We start from the raw sequence: 18093 nt of genomic DNA, 5'->3' as shown, positions 1-18093 counted from the left end.
ACTATGAATCACGTAGAACATTACCATGACTGGCTACGCGATGCTCACGCGATGGAAAAGCAAGCCGAATCCATGCTCGAATCGATGGCCAGCCGCATAGACAACTATCCCGATGTACGCGCGCGTATTGAGCAGCACATCACCGAAACCAAACATCAAATTACTGTGCTGGAAGAGATCCTTGATCGCAATGATATCTCGCGCTCGCTGGTAAAAGATTCCATGAGTAAAATGGCAGCCCTGGGTCAGTCCATCGGCGGTATGTTCCCGTCAGATGAGATTGTTAAAGGCTCCATCAGCGGCTATGTGTTCGAGCAGTTCGAAATAGCCTGTTATACCTCTCTGCTGGCGGCAGCGAAGAAGGCTGGCGATACCGCATCAGTACCTGCGATTGAATCTATTCTTGCCGAAGAGCAGCAAATGGCCGACTGGCTGATCCGTCATATTCCGGATACCACGGAACAGTTCCTCCTGCGCTCCGACGCCGATGGCGTGGAAGCGAAAAAATAAATCACAGGAGAGCCTATGTTTCGACACGTAAAACAACTGCAATATACCGTGCGCGTCGCCGAGCCCAATCCGGGCCTGGCGAACCTGCTGCTTGAACAGTTTGGCGGCCCTCAGGGTGAACTGGCTGCCGCCTGCCGTTACTTCACCCAGGGGCTGGGGGATGACGATCCAGGGCGTAAAGATATGCTGATGGATATCGCCACCGAAGAGCTCAGCCACCTGGAGATTATCGGGACACTGGTTGGCATGCTTAATAAAGGCGCCAAAGGTGAGCTGGCAGAAGGGACCGAAAGTGAAGCTGAACTCTATCGTTCGCTAACGGCTAACGGTAACGACAGCCACATCACCTCGCTCCTGTACGGGGGTGGTCCTCCGCTGACCAACTCCGCGGGCGTCCCCTGGACGGCGGCCTATATCGACACCATCGGTGAGGCGACGGCAGATCTGCGCTCCAACATCGCGGCAGAAGCGCGCGCGAAAATCATTTATGAGCGTCTGATTAACGTCACCGACGATCCGGGCGTGAAAGATGCGCTGGCTTTTCTGATGACGCGCGAAGCGGCACACCAGCTCTCGTTTGAGAAGGCGTTGCAGTCCATTCGCAATAATTTCCCACCGGGGAAATTGCCACCCATCGAGCAATACGCCAACACCTACTACAATATGTCTGAAGGTGGTGAAGTACGGGGCAGCTGGAACAGCGACAATAACTTTGAATACGTCGCTAATCCGCAGCCTGCTGTTGATGGGGGAGATGGCAGCGCGTCTGTGTCTCTGTCAAAAGAGCAAAGCGCCCTGCTTAAAGCGATGGCTAAACGTACCGAGTCGGATCCGAAAGCCGACCCTCTCACCGGCGCAGAACTGGGTGCCGGTAAGAAAAAAGCTTAACCCCTTCTACTATGCCATACCCAAATGCCCCGTCCCCACGGGGCATTCGTTGATGGGGAAGAGAACACATGTTTGAACTCGACGCATTTCATCTTGCCAGGCTGCAGTTTGCCTTTACTGTCTCGTTTCACATTATTTTTCCCGCCTTAACCATCGGCCTCGCCAGCTATCTTGTGGTGCTGGAAGGAATGTGGCTGCGCACCAAAAATGACGTCTGGCGATCGCTCTACCATTTCTGGCTCAAAATCTTCGCCGTCAACTTCGGTATGGGGGTGGTCTCAGGGCTGGTGATGGCCTATCAATTTGGCACCAACTGGAGCGGTTTTTCCCAGTTTGCCGGCAGCATCACCGGGCCGCTACTCACTTATGAAGTGCTCACCGCCTTCTTCCTCGAAGCTGGCTTCCTGGGCGTGATGCTCTTTGGCTGGAACAAGGTTGGGCCGGGGCTGCACTTCTTTGCCACCTGCATGGTGGCGCTGGGCACGCTGATGTCCACATTCTGGATCCTCGCTTCCAACAGCTGGATGCACACGCCACAGGGGTTCAGCATTGAAAATGGTCAGGTCATTCCGCAAGACTGGTTTGCCATTATCTTTAACCCGTCCTTCCCCTATCGTCTTATTCATATGTCCATCGCCGCCTTTTTGAGTAGCGCCCTGTTTGTGGGGGCCTCCGGGGCGTGGCATCTGCTGCGGGGCAACAACACCCCGGCGGTACGCAAAATGTTCTCAATGGCGCTGTGGATGGCGTTGCTGGTTGCCCCGGTTCAGGCGCTGGTTGGCGATATGCACGGCCTGAATACGCTTGAGCATCAGCCCGCGAAGATTGCCGCCATTGAAGGACACTGGGAAAATCCCCCCGGCGAAGCGACGCCACTGCTGCTCTTCGGCCTGCCCGATATGGAGGAAGAGCGGACTAAATATGGCCTCGAGATCCCGGCGCTGGGTAGCCTGATCCTGACGCACAGCCTGGATAAACAAGTTCCGGCACTGAAGGATTTCCCGAAAGAGGATCGCCCCAACTCCACCATCGTCTTCTGGTCGTTCCGGGCCATGGTCGGTCTTGGCCTGCTGATGATTGCCCTGGGCCTCGGTAGCCTGTGGCTGCGCTACCGCAAGCGGCTGTACCAGTCCCGCCCCTTCCACTGGTTTGCGCTCTGCATGGGGCCCGCCGGTGTGCTGGCGGTACTGGCGGGCTGGATCACCACCGAGGTGGGCCGACAGCCGTGGGTCGTTTATGGCTACCTACGAACCGTCGACGCCGTGTCACTGCACAGTACGTTACAGATGAGCATCAGCCTGCTGGCCTTCATCCTCGTCTACTGTTCCGTCTTTGGCGTGGGTTTGCTCTACCTGATTCGCCTGATTAAAAAAGGGCCGCAGCCGACCGAAGCGCTGACGCTGCATACCGATGGCAGGCCGGCACGTCCGCTCTCTGCGGCGGAACCGGTACCGGAAGAGGAGAACCCCTGATGGGCGTCGATATTTCAGTAATCTGGGTGGCCATAATCGTATTCGCCACCCTGATGTATATCATTATGGACGGCTTCGACCTGGGGATTGGGATGCTCTTTTATTTCGAGCGCGATCCCCAGTCGCGAGACGTGATGGTAAACAGCGTCGCACCGGTATGGGATGGCAATGAAACCTGGCTGGTGTTAGGCGGCGCGGGATTGTTTGGCGCATTTCCGCTGGCCTATGCGGTGATTATTGACGCGCTGACCATACCGCTCACCGCCATGCTGATTGGTCTTATTTTCCGCGGCGTGGCTTTTGAGTTTCGCTTCAAGGCCACCCCGTCACACCGTAAATTCTGGGACTACTCTTTTGCAGGCGGTTCGCTGCTGGCGACCTTTAGCCAGGGCATTGTGGTTGGGGCGATGATCAACGGCTTTGAGGTGGAGGGACGTCGTTTTGTTGGCTCCTCCCTCGACTGGTTAACGCCTTTTAACCTCTTTTGCGGGCTGGGTCTGATGGTGGCCTATTCCCTGCTGGGCACCACCTGGCTGGTCATGAAAAGCGAAGGGGCGTTACAAATACATATGCGCCATCTTACACGCCGGGTACTGCTGGCGCTGGTGGGGGTCATTGCCGTGGTGAGTATCTGGACGCCTCTCGGCTGGCAGTATGTCTCCGACCGCTGGTTCTCGCTGCCCAATTTCTTCTGGTTCTTGCCGGTCCCCCTGCTGGTTGGGGTATTTAGCCTGTGGATATGGCGTCTCAGCCTGAACCCCAACAGCCATGTGATGCCCTTCATCTTAACGCTGGGGCTGATCTTCCTCGGCTTTAGTGGGCTGGGTATCAGCCTGTGGCCCAATCTCATTCCACCGAGTATTACCCTGTGGGATGCCGCGGCACCGCCATCAAGCCAGCTGTTTATGTTGGTAGGAACGCTGTTGATTATCCCGGTGATCCTCGTCTATACCGCCTGGAGCTACTACGTGTTTCGCGGCAAGATCTCCGGCAATGAAGGCTATCACTAAGCTGCGCCAGGGTGGGGGCGGCCCTCTTATCTCATCAGGGCTGAAAGGGTTAACGCGGGGTCTGGTTACGCCAGCCCCCGCGGCGTTAATTAACGCTTACGACCGGTAAACAGCCGGGCGACCAGCAGACCGGCGGCCACTGCCACCGTACCGACCAGCACCTTACCCGGTACGCCAGAGGTGATGGCCGTCGCCCGGGTATTCGCTTCTGAAGAGAAGCGGCCATGAACCTGATGCATACCGCTGACCGGCCCCGAGAGATAATCTTCCCGATCGGGCGCATTCAGCTCATTGGTCATCTGCCCCTCCCACGCCTTTTTCACCATCATGCGGTCAAGCAGACCGGGAAAGAGAAACTGGCCGACAATCGACTGCAATGTACTGCGCCCAACCCAGAGCTCACGCACCGGGCGTTGTACCACGTTGTAGATGGCCTCGGCGGCCACTTCCGGTTCATACACCGGGCCCAGCGGGCGCATAGAAAAGGCAAATTTATTCCGCGCCCACGCAAACTGCGGCGTATTGAGTCCAGGCAGCTGGACCATCGCCAGGTGGATATTGATCCTCTCGTGAATCAGCTCAGTCCGCACCGCGTCGGTAAAACCGCGAATGGCCGCTTTGGCACCGCAGTAGGCTGATTGCAGGGGAATGGAGCGATAGGCCATCGCCGAGCCGACCTGAATAATCATCCCTGAATCACGGGGCGTCATCACCGCCAGCGCCGCCCGGGTGCCATTGACGTAACCCAGATAGGTGACGTCGGTGACCCGACGAAACTCGTCATCTTCCATGGCGCGAAACGGCGCCAGGACGCCACACATAGCGTTGTTGACCCACACATCAATGCTGCCAAGATGCTGCTCCATCTCCTGCGCCGCCGTCATAATGGCCTGCGCATCCGCGACATCAGCATTCACCGTATGGCATTTCACGCCATGACGCGCCACCTCTTCACGTGCAACCGCAAGGCTGTGGTCATCGCGGGCAATGATCCCCACATTGAACCCCGCCCGGGCAAAACGCAGCGCCGTTGCCTTTCCTAACCCCGCCGTCGCGCCAGTAATTACCACAACACCCATCTTGCTCTCCTTAGTGCAGCTGCTTTTTCCAGTGCGGAATGCGCCGCAACAGTTCCGACAGTGCATAACGCACCGCTTTTTCGATAACGTCTTCACACTCGCCGGTAAAATGCTGCACCGCCGTACTCACCTCGCCGCGAAACCCCCAGGCAAACCAGACGGTGCCCGCGGGGGTGCCGTCATCGCCGCCGTCGGGCCCGGCGTAGCCGCTAATGGCGATGCTTAAATCTGCTGCCGCCAGCTTTAACGCACCCTGTGCCATTTCACTCACCGTCTGTCCGCTTACGGCGGTGTACTTATCCAGCGTCGCTTTACTCACCCCCAGCACTTTATGTTTGGCGTCATCGCTAAAGGTGACCACGCCAGTGTCGAAGAAGGAGGCGGTATCCGCTTCGGCGCATAACGCCGACGCCAGATTGCCGCCCGTACAGGACTCTGCCGTGGTGAGATACCAGCCCAGGTCAGGTAAAACAGTCGCAACCTGCCGGGTGAGCTCCTTAAGTGTTTTCGCTTCGTTCCAGATATTTTCTGTCATGACGCACTCTCTTCAGGAATAATAGAAATATGACCATTACGTTCAAGGATGGCATATTTAATCTCTTTCAGTTCAGTAATTCCGTGGTTTTGGCGGGCGGAGACCAAAATATCATCGCAGGAGACATCGACTTTCTTTAATTTGTCATTTTGCAATTCCCCGTGCGACACCAAAATAACCGGTGAGCCATCCAGCACCGATTCCGCGCCATGGATATATTTTTTCAGCACACCAAAAAGCATATCGATCACCACCAGCGTAACAATGGTTAACATTGCACCCGTGACGGAGAAATCATTCCCCAGCAGCGCCTGCTGGGTGGCTTCGCTGATAATTAACAGCAAGATGAGATCGAAGCTGGTCATTTGTAGCAGGGCGCGCCGCCCGGCGATTTTAAAGACCACCAGCAAGATCAGATAGATCGCCACCGCCCTCAGAATCATCTCCATTTCGGCCCCCTACGGATAGATAAACTGCCAGAAGCGAATGCCTGGCTCGTTATTAACGCTGACGGTGGTAACGGCTTTTCCTGGCTGGTCTGGCGTGGTGTAGAGCCAGACGGTAAAGGGCTGCTGGGGGGTGACTTCGTTATAGACCAGAACGATATCTGTCCCGTCACTACGCATTTCGTCAGGCTGCGGCCAGATATTTTCGGTTTCAAAATGGGTCATATAATCCTGCCCCAGCCGGAGGGTCAGGCGCTGGCTATTTTGAAGATGCAGGGAAATTTTCACCTGTACCGGGGTTTGCAATCGACCAAAACGTTCGTAGTGCACCTGCAATATATTATTCGGTGATTTTTGTATCGTTTCGCTAAAATAGCCGTTGGAAAAAAAACCGGCCAGTGCGGCGACAACGATAATTAACAAAAAAATTAAACCGAAGCGGTGACACAGTGACTCAAACTGGAGCGCAAAGCGGTCCTCATCAACCCCGGGGAGGGGGGATGAAGTTTCTTTTACTTTCGTCATTTATCACCTCACCGTCTCGTTTATTAAAATTATGCAGCCAGATGATTTTTATAGATAATTTGGATTAAGACTGTTCTTGTTTGCAAAATAAAAAATAGCAACCAGGCTTAATAAGTCAAGCAAGGTTAAACCAAGGAGGCAGTATGAAATTATCCGTCGCACCTTTATTATGTTGTTTTTTAATCCCGGCGGCCTGGGCCGATGATAATGGTGGACTGAAGAAAGATGCTGCTCCCCCGGCGCCCCACTCGCTGGATGAAGGCTATCGCGGCACAGAGGATGCCCGCATCATGACCGTCACGCAGGCCAAAGAGATGCACGATGGTGCCACTATCTCGCTGCGCGGGAATTTGATTGATGGCTCAGGCGGCGATAAATTTAAATTCCGCGATAAAACGGGCACCATTGATACCATTATTCCACAAGCCGTATTTGATGGACGTACGGTAAAACCCGATCACATGATCAGTATTAACGGCAGTCTGGATAAGAAAATGAACCCGCCAGTGGTGCGTGTGGACCACATCCAGAAATAAGCCAAATTTCACTTAAGTCTTGCGCGGGTATTTCCACCATACCCGCTAATTACTGTTGAATATATTCTTCCCGCCCTCTACCTACCAGATTTAAGGATATTAAAACTCGGAATATTCCGGGCTTTAGGATTAATCCCCCTTTCATTCGACTCCCTTTCCTTAAACAATTTTACACAAATTCACATTGCATCCTTTTTTCTTACACGGCACGGATTTCCCATGATAGCCCGACACAGTCTCGCGTTGATAATAACGACAGCCACTGGCCTGTCTTTAATGCTCCCTGCCCATGCGGCAGACCCCGAAAACCAATTCATTATTCAGCAGCAACGTCAGAGAGCATTAGAACAACAATTAACGCCGCCGGTACCGGATGTTCGCCTGTCTGAGCCGTCGTCGGGCTTTGGCCGCATCGACTTTCCCATCGAAACGCCCTGCTTTGAGATTAAACGCGTAGCGCTAAGCGGCCAGGAGGCTCTGCCGCACTGGTTACCGCTGCAGCGCATCGCCAGTCAGGCGCAAGGTCGCTGTATTGGCGGCAAAGGGATAAACCTGCTGATGAGTACCCTGCAAAACCGCATTGTCGACCACGGCTGGATAACGACCCGCGTGCTCGCCCCTTCGCAGGATCTGAAAAGCGGCACCTTAAAACTTACGATCGTGCCGGGCTATGTGCGACACGTGAAACTCACTGACGAGAGCGACGACTACATCCAGCTTTACAGCGCCTTCCCGGCTCACGAAGGCAATCTGCTGGATCTGCGTGACATTGAGCAGGGGCTGGAAAATTTACAGCGCTTGCCGACGGTGGAAGCCAATATGGAGTTGCTGCCCGGGGAGAAACCCGGCGAGAGCGATATTGTGATTACCCGTAAGCAGCGCAAAATGTGGCGTCTGGGCCTGTCGCTGGACGATGCCGGTACCGAAACCACCGGCCGCTACCAGGGCGGCGTGACCCTGTCGCTGGACAACCCTTTCTCCCTTAGCGACCTGCTCTATTTTTCTGCCAGCCACGATCTCAATGACAAGAGCGGCAAAGGCAGTAAAAACTACACCGCCCACTACTCGGTGCCTTTTGGCTACTGGATGCTGGGCGTAACCGGTAGCGACTATGACTTCCACCAGACCGTGGCCGGGGTGAATGGCGATTACCGCTACAGCGGCAAAAGTAAAAACCTCGACGTACAGCTCAGCCGCGTGCTGCACCGCAGCGGCTCACAAAAAACCACCTTCACATACGATGTGATGACCCGTGAAACGCGCAACTTTATCGACGATACCGAAGTCGGCGTCCAGCGCCGCCAGACGGCGGCATGGCGCGTAGGGCTGGATCATCGCCATTACATCGGCCAGGCGACGCTGGATGCGGGCATCAGCTATCAACGCGGTACCCGCTGGTTTGGTGCCCAGCCAGCGCCGGAAGAGTTTTGGGGCGAGGCGACCGCCCTCAGCAAAATCACGCAGCTCAACGCTCAGCTCGATCTGCCCTTTGAGATAGGAACGCAAAACTTCCGCTACAACGTGCAGTATTTGCGCCAGATGAGCAACACCCCGCTGACGCCGCAGGATCAGTTCTCCATCGGTAACCGCTGGACCGTGCGCGGCTTCGACGGTGAGCGCACCCTGAGCGCCAGCCACGGCTGGTACGTGCGTAACGATCTGGCCTGGCGCACGCCGCTGCCGAATCAGGAGCTCTATCTTGGCGCCGACTACGGCGAAGTGGGCGGTTACAGCGCAGATATTCCGGTTGGCCGCCATCTGGCGGGCGGCGTGGTCGGCCTGCGCGGGAGCGCGTTTAACACCGGTTACGATTTCTTCGCCGGTACGCCGTTCTCGAAGCCGGACGGCTTTGAAACCAGCGATCTCACGCTCGGATTTAACCTCAACTGGAGCTGGTGATGCGCATCGGAAACCTGGAGATCAAAGCGCCGCTGATCCTCGGCGGGGAAGAGAGTGAAGCCGAAGTGCTGGGGGCCACCGTCTGGCTGTGGATGCACTCCCCGATGCACCGGGATGCCCCGCTGCACGCCCTGCCGACGCTGCTGTTACCCATTATCAAGCGCCGTCAGTACGTGCTGATCGCCGAAGGGGATCGGCCGGTTTTCTTCCTCAGTTGGGCCTGGCTGAACGAGGAGTCAGAGGCGCGTTATCTGACGCGCGCTTCCATTGAGATGCCGGAGGAGGACTGGGATAGCGGCGACCGAATCTGGTTTTGCGACTGGATTGCCCCCTTTGGGCACACCTCCGCGATGTCAGCCCTGATCCGCCGCGATATTTTCCCCGATCACGTCTTGCGCGCGCTTTATCACCGGGGCGCCGAGCGCGGCAAGCGCGTGATGACGTTCCACGGCGATCGCGTCAGCCGGGAACAAGCAAGAGTCTGGCAACAGCAACACCCGCTCGCCGTCAACCTGCCGGAAGCGTTTAAAGGAACGAACCATGAATAAGAACCTCTACCGAATTGTCTTTAACAAAGCGCGCGGCATGCTGATGGTGGTGGCGGATATCGCCCGCTCTGGCCGCGCCGGTTCGTCCCGCGCTTCCGGTATAGGTCATACCCATAGCCGACTGATTGGCAAAGTCAGTGCCATCAGCTTTGGGCTCTGGCTGGCGATGGGGGCGATTCAGCCTGCCCAGGCCAACATCGTGGCCAATACCGGCGCGCCAAAAAATCAACAGCCGACGGTGATTAACAGCGCCAACGGCACGCCGCAGGTCAATATCCAGACGCCATCGAAAGCAGGCGTTTCACGCAACAGTTACACCCAGTTTGATGTGGATAAAAAAGGGGCCATCCTCAATAACTCCCACAAAAACGTGCAGACCAATCTGGGCGGCATGGTGGCGGGCAACCCATGGCTGGCGCGCGGCGAAGCCAAAGTGATCCTGAACGAGGTCAGCGCCCGCGATCCGAGCAAGCTGAACGGCATGATTGAGGTTGCCGGGCAAAAAGCGCAGGTGGTGATTGCCAACCCGGCGGGCATCACCTGTAGTGGCTGCGGCTTTATCAACGCCAACCGCGCTACCCTGACTACCGGTCAGGCGCAGATGAAAGACGGCGCGCTGACCGGCTTTAACGTCGAACGCGGCGAGGTGGTAGTCGAAGGCACGGGGATGGACACCTCTGGCGCGGATTACACCGACATTATCGCCCGCTCGGTCAAGGTTAACGCCGGGCTGTGGGCTAAAGACCTGAAGGTCACCACCGGGCGCAACAGGGTGGATGCTGCCCACGAGGTGATCGAAAAAGGCAGCGACGACCCTGCCACCCGCCCGCAGCTGGCGGTGGACGTGGCCAGCCTCGGTGGCATGTATGCCGGTAAGATCCGCATGGTCGGCACCGAGAGCGGCGTCGGGGTGCGTAACGCCGGGGCCATCGGCGCCCAGGCGGGCAGCGTGACCCTTTCCGCCGACGGACGCATTGAAAACAGCGGCACCCTGCGTGCCAGCGACAACGCCAGCCTGCAAACCGCCAGCGAACTCAACAACAGCGGCGCGATCACCGCCGCCAGAGACGTCCGGGTGAGCGCGGCAAGCCTCACCGGGAGCCAGCAGAGCGTGCTGGCCGCCGGGGTGAAAAGCGACGGCAAGCTCGCCGACGCGGGAGATCTGGAACTCAGCACCCGCGGCCAGCTCAGCGCCCACGGGCAAAATCTGGCAGGCGGCAACCTCAGCGCCCGCGGCCAGGGGGTGGACCTCAGCGGCAGCCAGACCCAGGGCAAACGCCTCCTGCTCGACGGCGGCGCGGGGGATCTCAACACCGCCAGCGCGAAGGTCAACGCCAGCGAAATGACCCTGCGCACCGGGAAATTACTCAATAACGCCGGGGGCACGCTGAGCGCGGAGACGATGACTGTCAGCGCCCACGATCTCAGCAACCAGAAAGGCAAAATCGCCCACAGCGGTAGCGGCACCCTGGCAGTGGATCTGCCGGGCACCCTCGATAACCAGCAGGGGCAGATTGGCGCGGCGAACGGCGTACAGCTCAGGGCTGGCACTCTCGACAACACCGCCGGGCAGATCGTGGCGGTGACGGGTAACACCCGGCTGGAGGCCGGGACGGTAAACAACCAGCAAGGGCTGATCTCTGCCGCTGCAGGCGACGGCGAAATTGCCAGCCAGCAGGCGGTGAACAACGCCAGAGGCCGTATCGAGGCGGCGAAAACCCAGCGCATCAGCGCCGGAAGCCTCGACAACCAGCAGGGGGTGATTATCGCCGACGGGGCAACCCTGGCCCTGAATGGCGGCGCGTTTGATAACCGTGCCGGCTCCCTGCTCTCTCAGGGTTCACTCAGCCTTGAGAGCGGCGCGCTGAACAACCAGAGCGGCTTCCTGGCAAGTGACGGCGACTTCAGCCTGAGCGCGGGCGCTGTCGACAACACCGACGGCCAGATTGGCGCTAATAACACCTTGACCGCCGGTTTCGACAGGCTTAGCAACAGCGGCGGCGCGCTGAAATCGGTCGGGGCCATGACCCTCAACGGCGGCCTGCTGGATAACAGCCAGGGCACCACCTTCTCCGGGGAGAGCCTCGCCTTTAACGGCGGCACGCTGAACAATACCGCCGGACAGCTGGCGGCGGCAAAGGGCCTGTCGTTGGGTACCACGCAGATTATCAATAATAGAGGCGTGCTGCAGGGCGACGGCGTGAACGTCACCTCAAGTGCCATCGATAATAGCGCAGGTACCCTTAACAGCCTGGGGGCGCTGAACCTCTCGGCAGACCGCCTCAATAACCAGGCGGGCACGCTGGCCGCCAGCGACGCGGCGGATATTGCAGCCACGGATCTTGATAACCGCAGCGGCGGGCGGGTGATTGGCGAAGCCGATACCGCCCTGCACAGCCAGAATCTGCAAAACGGCGGGGGGCAGATCCAGTCGGTGGGCGAACTGCTCCTCGACGGCGCCCGGGGCGTGGTGGATAACGCTTCCGGGCTGATCCGCAGCGGCAAAAGCGTGACCCTCAACGCCCTGAACTTTGTTAACCAGGATACCCTCGGTGAAAACCAGGGGCTGGAGGGCCAGAGCCTGACGCTCAATACCGGTGCCCTGGATAACCAGCGCGGCAGCATCCTGGCGAATAACACGCTGAACATCGATAACAGCGGCGTGCTGAACAACAGCGCCGGGGCGCTGGCCTCCGGTGACACCCTGGATCTTAGCGGTAGCGGCCTGAATCTGGTCAACGCAGGCGGCACCCTGAAAGCGGGTAAAACCCTGAACGTAGACGCGGCGTCGCTGGATGCCAGCGGCCAGCTGCTGTCGCTGGGGGATATGGATCTCCACAGCGCTAACGGCGTGAACAATACCGGCACCACCATCGCCAACGGCAACCTGACCTTCACCACCGACGGGGATCTCACCAACAGCGGCCAGCTGATGGCGGGCAGCGCCCTCAATGTGCAGAGCGCCAACCTGACCAACCTCGCCAGCGGCGACATCAACGCCGGGAGCACCACCCTGACGGCCACCGGCACGGTACGCAATACCGGTCTGATCGACGGGATCACCACCCGCATCAATGCGAACACCCTGACCAACATCGGCACCGGACGGATCTACGGCGACGCGGTGGGCGTAAATGTGGATACCTTCAACAACCTCGCCGAAAACGGCACCGCGGCGACGCTGGCCGGGCGCGAGCGTGTGAACCTCGGCGTGCAGACGCTGAATAACGCCGACCACGGCCTGATCTACAGCGCAGGCAGCATGACTATCGGCGGCGCGCTGGACGACAACGGCGCCGTTACCGCCCGCGCGGGAACCATTAACAACCACAGCTCGACCATCGAGTCCGCCGGGGATATGGCGATTGCCGCCGGGCAGATCAACAACATCAACGACCACTTCTCCACCGAGGTGGTGCGGGTGTCGCAGGAGGATCTGACCGACTACCAGCACACGGGTTCAACCAACCGCTGGAGTTCGACTGAGCAAGGCGTGTGGGTGGATGACAACTCCTCCGATGGCCTGAAAAACCTCAACACCCCAGAGCGATCCGGCCACGGCAACGATAATTTCAACCAGTACAACTACACCCGCACGATCGACGAAACCCGGATCAAAGAGAGCGACCCGGCGAAGATCCTCGCCGGGGGCAACCTGCTCCTGACCGGCGACAAACTGTTTAACGACAAGAGCCAGGTGATCGCGGGCGGCACCCTGGGGATTGACCAGATGGGCAGCGTGAAGAACGAGGACGTGCCCGGCCAGCGCTTTACCACCGATGAGGGTACTGTCACCCACTACTACCGTATTCGCCACAAAGGCGACGACGAGCAGGGGCGGGATCGCTCGGCCTACACCCCGCCAAGCACCATTCAGGATATCGCCCTGAAACCGGGCCAACTGGTCAGCAACGGCAGCGTCGAGGGGAGCAATCTCAGTATCACTCCGCTGGTGTTGCAGGGAACGGACGTGGCGATTGGGCAGGCTGCCGGCGTGAAACCCGCGCCGCAGCAGACCGTTTCGCCGGGCGAGCCGGTGACCCCGCCTGCCGGGCAGCAGTTTGAAGTGACCCCGGCCGACGGCGCGATCCGCATTATCGGCCCGAATACCACCCTGCCGGATAACAGCCTGTTCAAGGTGAATCCGTCGGCGGAGGTGCCGTATCTGGTGGAGACCGATCCGCGCTTTACCAACGAGCGCCAGTGGCTCGGCAGCGACTACATGCAGGACGCCTTTACCGCTAACGGCGACAACACCCAGAAACGGCTGGGGGACGGCTACTACGAGCAGCGCCTGATCCGCGAGCAGGTGATTGGCATTACCGGCCAGCGCTATCTCGACGGCTATAACAACGACGAAGAGCAGTACAAAGCGCTGATGGATCGCGGCATTACCTTCGGTAAGCAGTATGACCTGAAGCTCGGCGTGGCGCTGACGCCGGAGCAGATGGCACTCCTGACCGGGGATATCGTCTGGCTGGTTAACACCCAGGTGAAGATGCCGAACGGCTCAATGGAAAACGTACTGGTCCCGCAGGTCTACGCCAAAGTGAAACCGGGAGATATCGACGGCTCCGGGGCGCTGATTGCCGGGAACAACGTCTCCATTAAGCTCAACGGCGACCTGTTTAACCGCGGGACGATTGCCGGGCGCAATGTGTTGCAGCTTGATGCCGACAACATCACCAACCAGACCGGCACCATTCAGGGGGCAGACGTCAACCTGAACGCCCGCACCGATATCAACAATATTGGTGGCGCCATCGTGGGCGACAGCAGCGTGCTGGCCCGCGCCGGACGTGACATCACCCTCACCAGTACCACCACCAGCGCCTCCAGCGTGAACGGTGACAACAGCTTTGCCCGCACCACTATCAACAGCGTCTCCGGCATTTACGTGCAGGGCAACGACGGCAAGCTGGCGTTGCAGTCCGGGCGGGATATCACCCTGACCGGGGCGCAGGTGATCGCCAGCGGCGAGAACGGCAAAGCGCAGCTGGTGGCCGGGCGGGATATGACCCTGAATACGGTGGAAACCGCCAGCCGCGATAATCTGGTGTGGGATGGCGATAACAGCCTGAAACAGGGGCAGACCAACAGCATCGGCAGCGAAGTGACGGGTAAAAGTGACGTCACTCTGGCCGTCGGGAACGATCTCAACGCCCGCGCCGCCGCCCTCTCCGCTGGCGAGGCGCTGAACGTCAGCGCCGGGAATAACCTGACCCTGACGGCGGGCGAGAATACGCAGGATCTGGACGAACGGCATAAAGTAGTCGGCGGTAACGGCTTCCTGTCGAAAACCACCACCACCACCCGCGACCAGATTGACCGCCAGACGGTGCAGAGCAGCGAGCTGAACGGCGACACCGTTAACCTGACCGCAGGAAACGATCTCACCGTGCGCGGCAGCAACGTGGCGGGTACGGGCGATGTCGCCTTGCTGGCAGGCAACAACCTGACCGTCGAGACCCAGGCCGAACGTAATAACGAGCTGCACCAGAAGCAGGAGAAAAAATCGGGGCTGTTAAGCTCGGGCGGGATCGGCTTTAGCGTCGGCACCCAGAGCATCAAAACCACCGACACCGGCGCGGACGCCACCCAGGCGGGCAGCACGGTGGGCAGCGTCAATGGCGACCTCAGCCTGCGCGCCGGGGATCGCCTGACGGTGAGCGGCTCCGATTTGGTGGCCGGTCAGGATATGGCCCTCAGCGGTAAAAACGTCGATATCACGGCGGTGAACAACCGCAGCCAGCAGACCCATGAGGTGGAGCAAAAAACCTCCGGGCTGACGCTGGCGCTCTCCGGCACCGTCGGCAGCGCGCTGAACAGCGCCGTCGAGGCTTCCCAGCAGGCTAAATCCTCCGGCAGCAGCCGCCTGCAGGCATTGCAGGGCGTGAAGGCGGCGCTCTCCGGCGTGCAGGCCGCGCAGGCCGGGCGGTTGGATCAGGCCCTGGGCGCGGATGCCTCTAACACCAACACGGTGGGTATTAGCCTCTCTTACGGCAGCCAGTCGTCAAAATCGACCCAGTACAGCGAGCAGAACACCGCTCAAGGCAGCACCCTTAACGCCGGGCGCGATCTCAGCGTGATCGCTACCGGCAGCGGCACGCGCGGCGCGGACGGAGATCTGACCGTGGAAGGCAGCCAGCTGAAGGCGGGCAACGATATCACCCTTGCCGCCAACCGCGATCTGTACCTGCGCTCGGCGCAAAACACCCAGCTGCTGGACGGCAAAAATGAGAGCAAGGGCGGCAGCGTCGGGGTTGGCATCGGCGTGGGCTCCGGCGGCTTTGGCCTTAACATCTCCGCCAGCGTCAACCGCGGCAAAGGCAACGAGAGCGGCAACGGTACCACCCACAGCGAGACTACCGTGGACGCGGGCCGCCAGGTGAATCTCCTGACCGGACGTGACGCCACCCTGACCGGGGCGCAGGTGAGTGGCGAAACCGTGAAAGCGGATATTGGCCGCAACCTGACGCTCACCTCCGAGCAGGACAGCGATCGCTACGACTCGAAACAGCAGAACGCCAGCGCGGGGGGGAGCTTCAGCATCGGCTCCATGACCGGCTCGGCCAGCGTCAACGTCAGCCGCGACAAGATGCACAGCAACTACGACTCGGTGGTGGAACAGACCGGGATCTTCGCGGGCAAAGGCGGCTACGACGTGACCGTGGGCGAGCATACCCAGCTCAACGGGGCGGTGATTGGCTCGACGGCAACCGCCGATAAAAACCGTCTCGATACCGGCACCATCGGCTTTAGCGATATTGAAAACCGCGCCGATTTCGAAGTGGAACACCAGAGCGTGGGCATGAGCACCGGGGGCAGCATCGGCAGCCAGTTTGCTGGCAACATGGCTAACGGCCTGCTGGTGGGCGCGAACCGCGACGGGCATGACAGCAGCACCACGCACGCGGCGGTATCGGAAGGTACGTTGATCGTCCGCGACCCGACTCGTCAGACGCAGGATATCAACCAGCTCAGCCGCGACGTGGAACATGCCAACCAGACGCTCTCCCCTATCTTCGACAAAGAGAAAGAGCAGGAGCGACTCCAGCAGGCGCAGCTGATCGGCGAGATTGGTAATCAGGTGGCGGATATTGCCCGCACCGAGGGCAGCATCCGGGCCACTAACGCCGCGAAAGAGAAGCTGAATCACGTCAACGCACAGGATCTGCAGGAGGCGAAAGCCGCGTGGGAAAAAGCCAACCCGGGCAAAACCGCGACGCTGGAAGATATTAACGGCCAGATCTACCAGACGGCCTACAACGACGCGCTCAGCGCCTCGGGCTTTGGCACCGGCGGTCAGTATCAGCAGGCGATTCAGGCGGCGACGGCGGCGGTTCAGGGCCTGGCCAGGAGCGATCTCAGCGCGGCCCTTGCTGGCGGTGCTGCGCCGTACGTGGCGGAGGTGATTGGTCACTACAGTGGTCTGAACGACGCGGGCAAAGTCGCGGCCCACGCGGTGGTCAACGCCGCGCTGGCCGCCGCCCAGGGGCAAAACGCGCTGGCGGGTGCCGCCGGTGCCGCCACGGGCGAGCTGGTGGGGATGATCGCCACCGAGATGTATGGCAAACCTGCCGATGAGCTGGATGAAACCCAGAAGCAGACGGTCTCTGCGCTGGCGACGCTGGCGGCAGGCTTGTCCGGCGGGCTGGCGGGCGACAGCTCTGCGTCTGCCGTGGCGGGAGCGCAGGCGGGTAAGACGACGGTGGAGAATAACTATTTGAGCGTGGAGGAAGCAGAAAGAAAAAGGGTCCTGGAGCGTAAAGAGCAAGCCGGAAATATCACACCGGACGAAAAAAATGAATTAACAGCCATCGGGCAGTTAGACAAAGCGCGAGACCTGGCAATAAAGTCAGTATGTACCGATGGAAACAAAGGCGGGGCAGCTTGTAGAGCCTTGATTGGTCCGGCAGAGGAAGCGCTGAAGAAATATGGCAAAAACGTCACCTATTCGTTGTTGTATAAAGACCTCTACCCGCAGGATGCTAAAAATGTAGAAAGCGTGCTTCAGGGACTTGATGCAGGAAGCATTACCCGCGACCAGGCAATTACAGCAATAGCAAAAGAATCGCATGACAGCTGGGAAAATGTAGCTAAACAATACGATACAGTCATGCAGGCTCATGCCCTGACTTCAGCACTGGCGGGCTTCACTGGCCTGAAGGGCATGACGGAAAAACCAACCGGGCCGGGCAGTGTAAAACCAACTGAAACTACAGCAGGAAGAACACCAGAACCAAACAGGATTGCTGCTGATGAGGAAGCAGCAGGATGGTCTCAGTATGATAAATACCGTAATGGAAATAGCGGCTGGAACTGGCCTGAAAAGTTAGGTTTTGCCGAGGCGCCAGCTCAGGCAACGCTTCCTGTGGGAACAAGGCTTGACAGGTACGGTAATACAAATGGCGCATTCTTATCACCGCTGGGTACCCCTCAGGAACAGCGTGCTTTAGCGCCGGGAACGTTAGCGGAACAGTATCATCAATATGAGGTCATCAAACCGTTGCCCGTTATACAAGGCAAAATAGCACCTGCTTTTGGGGAACCTGGCGGTGGTATTCAGATCCTGCCTAATATGAAGGATCGCGTAAATGTGCAATGGTTATTAGACAATAAATACATTCGTAAGGTGAACTGAG

12 protein-coding genes are annotated in these 18093 nt (G+C 58.8%); 8 read left to right on the top strand and 4 right to left on the bottom strand.

All coding sequences use genetic code 11. From position 1 onward, the window contains the following. Nucleotides 1-3 precede the first annotated feature (3 nt). From B3B59_RS04545 to cydB, 4 genes are all read left to right on the top strand, one after another. Complete coding sequence (locus B3B59_RS04545) at nucleotides 4-510, top strand: ferritin-like domain-containing protein (RefSeq protein WP_040074345.1); 507 nt, start codon at nucleotides 4-6, stop codon at nucleotides 508-510. Nucleotides 511-525: 15 nt separating this feature from the next. Then, nucleotides 526-1398 (top strand): manganese catalase family protein, encoded by an 873-nt coding sequence (locus tag B3B59_RS04540; RefSeq protein ID WP_207292256.1) that lies wholly within the window; start codon nucleotides 526-528, stop codon nucleotides 1396-1398. Nucleotides 1399-1466: 68 nt separating this feature from the next. Next, on the top strand, nucleotides 1467-2870 hold the full coding sequence (locus B3B59_RS04535) for a cytochrome ubiquinol oxidase subunit I (protein WP_212476312.1): 1404 nt from the start codon (nucleotides 1467-1469) through the stop codon (nucleotides 2868-2870). Next, nucleotides 2870-3880, top strand: a complete 1011-nt coding sequence (gene cydB / locus B3B59_RS04530) for a cytochrome d ubiquinol oxidase subunit II (protein ID WP_212476314.1) — start codon at nucleotides 2870-2872, stop codon at nucleotides 3878-3880. Before B3B59_RS04535 ends, cydB begins: the two co-directional genes overlap by 1 nt. Nucleotides 3881-3969: 89 nt before the next feature. On the opposite strand, the gene B3B59_RS04525 is transcribed toward cydB, so the two are convergent. From B3B59_RS04525 to B3B59_RS04510, 4 genes are read right to left on the bottom strand one after another with little or no spacing between them, the layout of a single operon-like run. Further along, nucleotides 3970-4959 carry an SDR family oxidoreductase gene (locus B3B59_RS04525; protein WP_207292258.1) on the bottom strand — a complete coding sequence of 330 codons (990 nt, stop codon included), beginning with the start codon at nucleotides 4957-4959 and terminating at the stop codon, nucleotides 3970-3972. Nucleotides 4960-4969: 10 nt separating this feature from the next. Next, nucleotides 4970-5494, bottom strand: coding sequence for a 2-oxo-tetronate isomerase (locus B3B59_RS04520; RefSeq protein WP_046886092.1), 525 nt, complete (start codon nucleotides 5492-5494; stop codon nucleotides 4970-4972). After that, nucleotides 5491-5943, bottom strand: coding sequence for a DUF421 domain-containing protein (locus B3B59_RS04515; protein WP_040074339.1), 453 nt, complete (start codon nucleotides 5941-5943; stop codon nucleotides 5491-5493). Before B3B59_RS04515 ends, B3B59_RS04520 begins: the two co-directional genes overlap by 4 nt. 9 nt (nucleotides 5944-5952) lie before the next feature. Further along, nucleotides 5953-6465 (bottom strand): hypothetical protein, encoded by a 513-nt coding sequence (locus B3B59_RS04510; RefSeq protein ID WP_046886093.1) that lies wholly within the window; start codon nucleotides 6463-6465, stop codon nucleotides 5953-5955. 143 nt (nucleotides 6466-6608) lie between these two features. Between B3B59_RS04510 and B3B59_RS04505 the strand changes: the two genes are divergently transcribed. The 4 genes from B3B59_RS04505 (at nucleotide 6609) to B3B59_RS04490 (ending at nucleotide 18092) form a co-directional block, all read left to right on the top strand. Then, nucleotides 6609-7001: a YdeI family stress tolerance OB fold protein gene (locus B3B59_RS04505; protein WP_046886094.1), complete on the top strand. Its 393-nt coding sequence runs from the start codon at nucleotides 6609-6611 to the stop codon at nucleotides 6999-7001. A gap of 276 nt (nucleotides 7002-7277) precedes the next feature. Beyond that, complete coding sequence (locus B3B59_RS04500; RefSeq protein WP_154298875.1) at nucleotides 7278-8900, top strand: ShlB/FhaC/HecB family hemolysin secretion/activation protein; 1623 nt, start codon at nucleotides 7278-7280, stop codon at nucleotides 8898-8900. After that, nucleotides 8900-9448 carry a toxin-activating lysine-acyltransferase gene (locus B3B59_RS04495; protein WP_046886095.1) on the top strand — a complete coding sequence of 183 codons (549 nt, stop codon included), beginning with the start codon at nucleotides 8900-8902 and terminating at the stop codon, nucleotides 9446-9448. Before B3B59_RS04500 ends, B3B59_RS04495 begins: the two co-directional genes overlap by 1 nt. Then, on the top strand, nucleotides 9441-18092 hold the full coding sequence (locus B3B59_RS04490; protein WP_286808184.1) for a hemagglutinin repeat-containing protein: 8652 nt from the start codon (nucleotides 9441-9443) through the stop codon (nucleotides 18090-18092). The genes B3B59_RS04495 and B3B59_RS04490 overlap by 8 nt, the downstream gene beginning before the upstream one ends. Nucleotide 18093: the final 1 nt, after the last annotated feature.

Source organism: Leclercia sp. UBA2479, assembly GCF_002341985.1.
Classification (GTDB): Bacteria; Pseudomonadota; Gammaproteobacteria; order Enterobacterales; family Enterobacteriaceae; genus Enterobacter; species Enterobacter pneumoniae.
The sequence above is the reverse complement of the archived record's forward strand: the minus strand, read 5'-3'. Positions and strand labels throughout refer to the sequence as shown.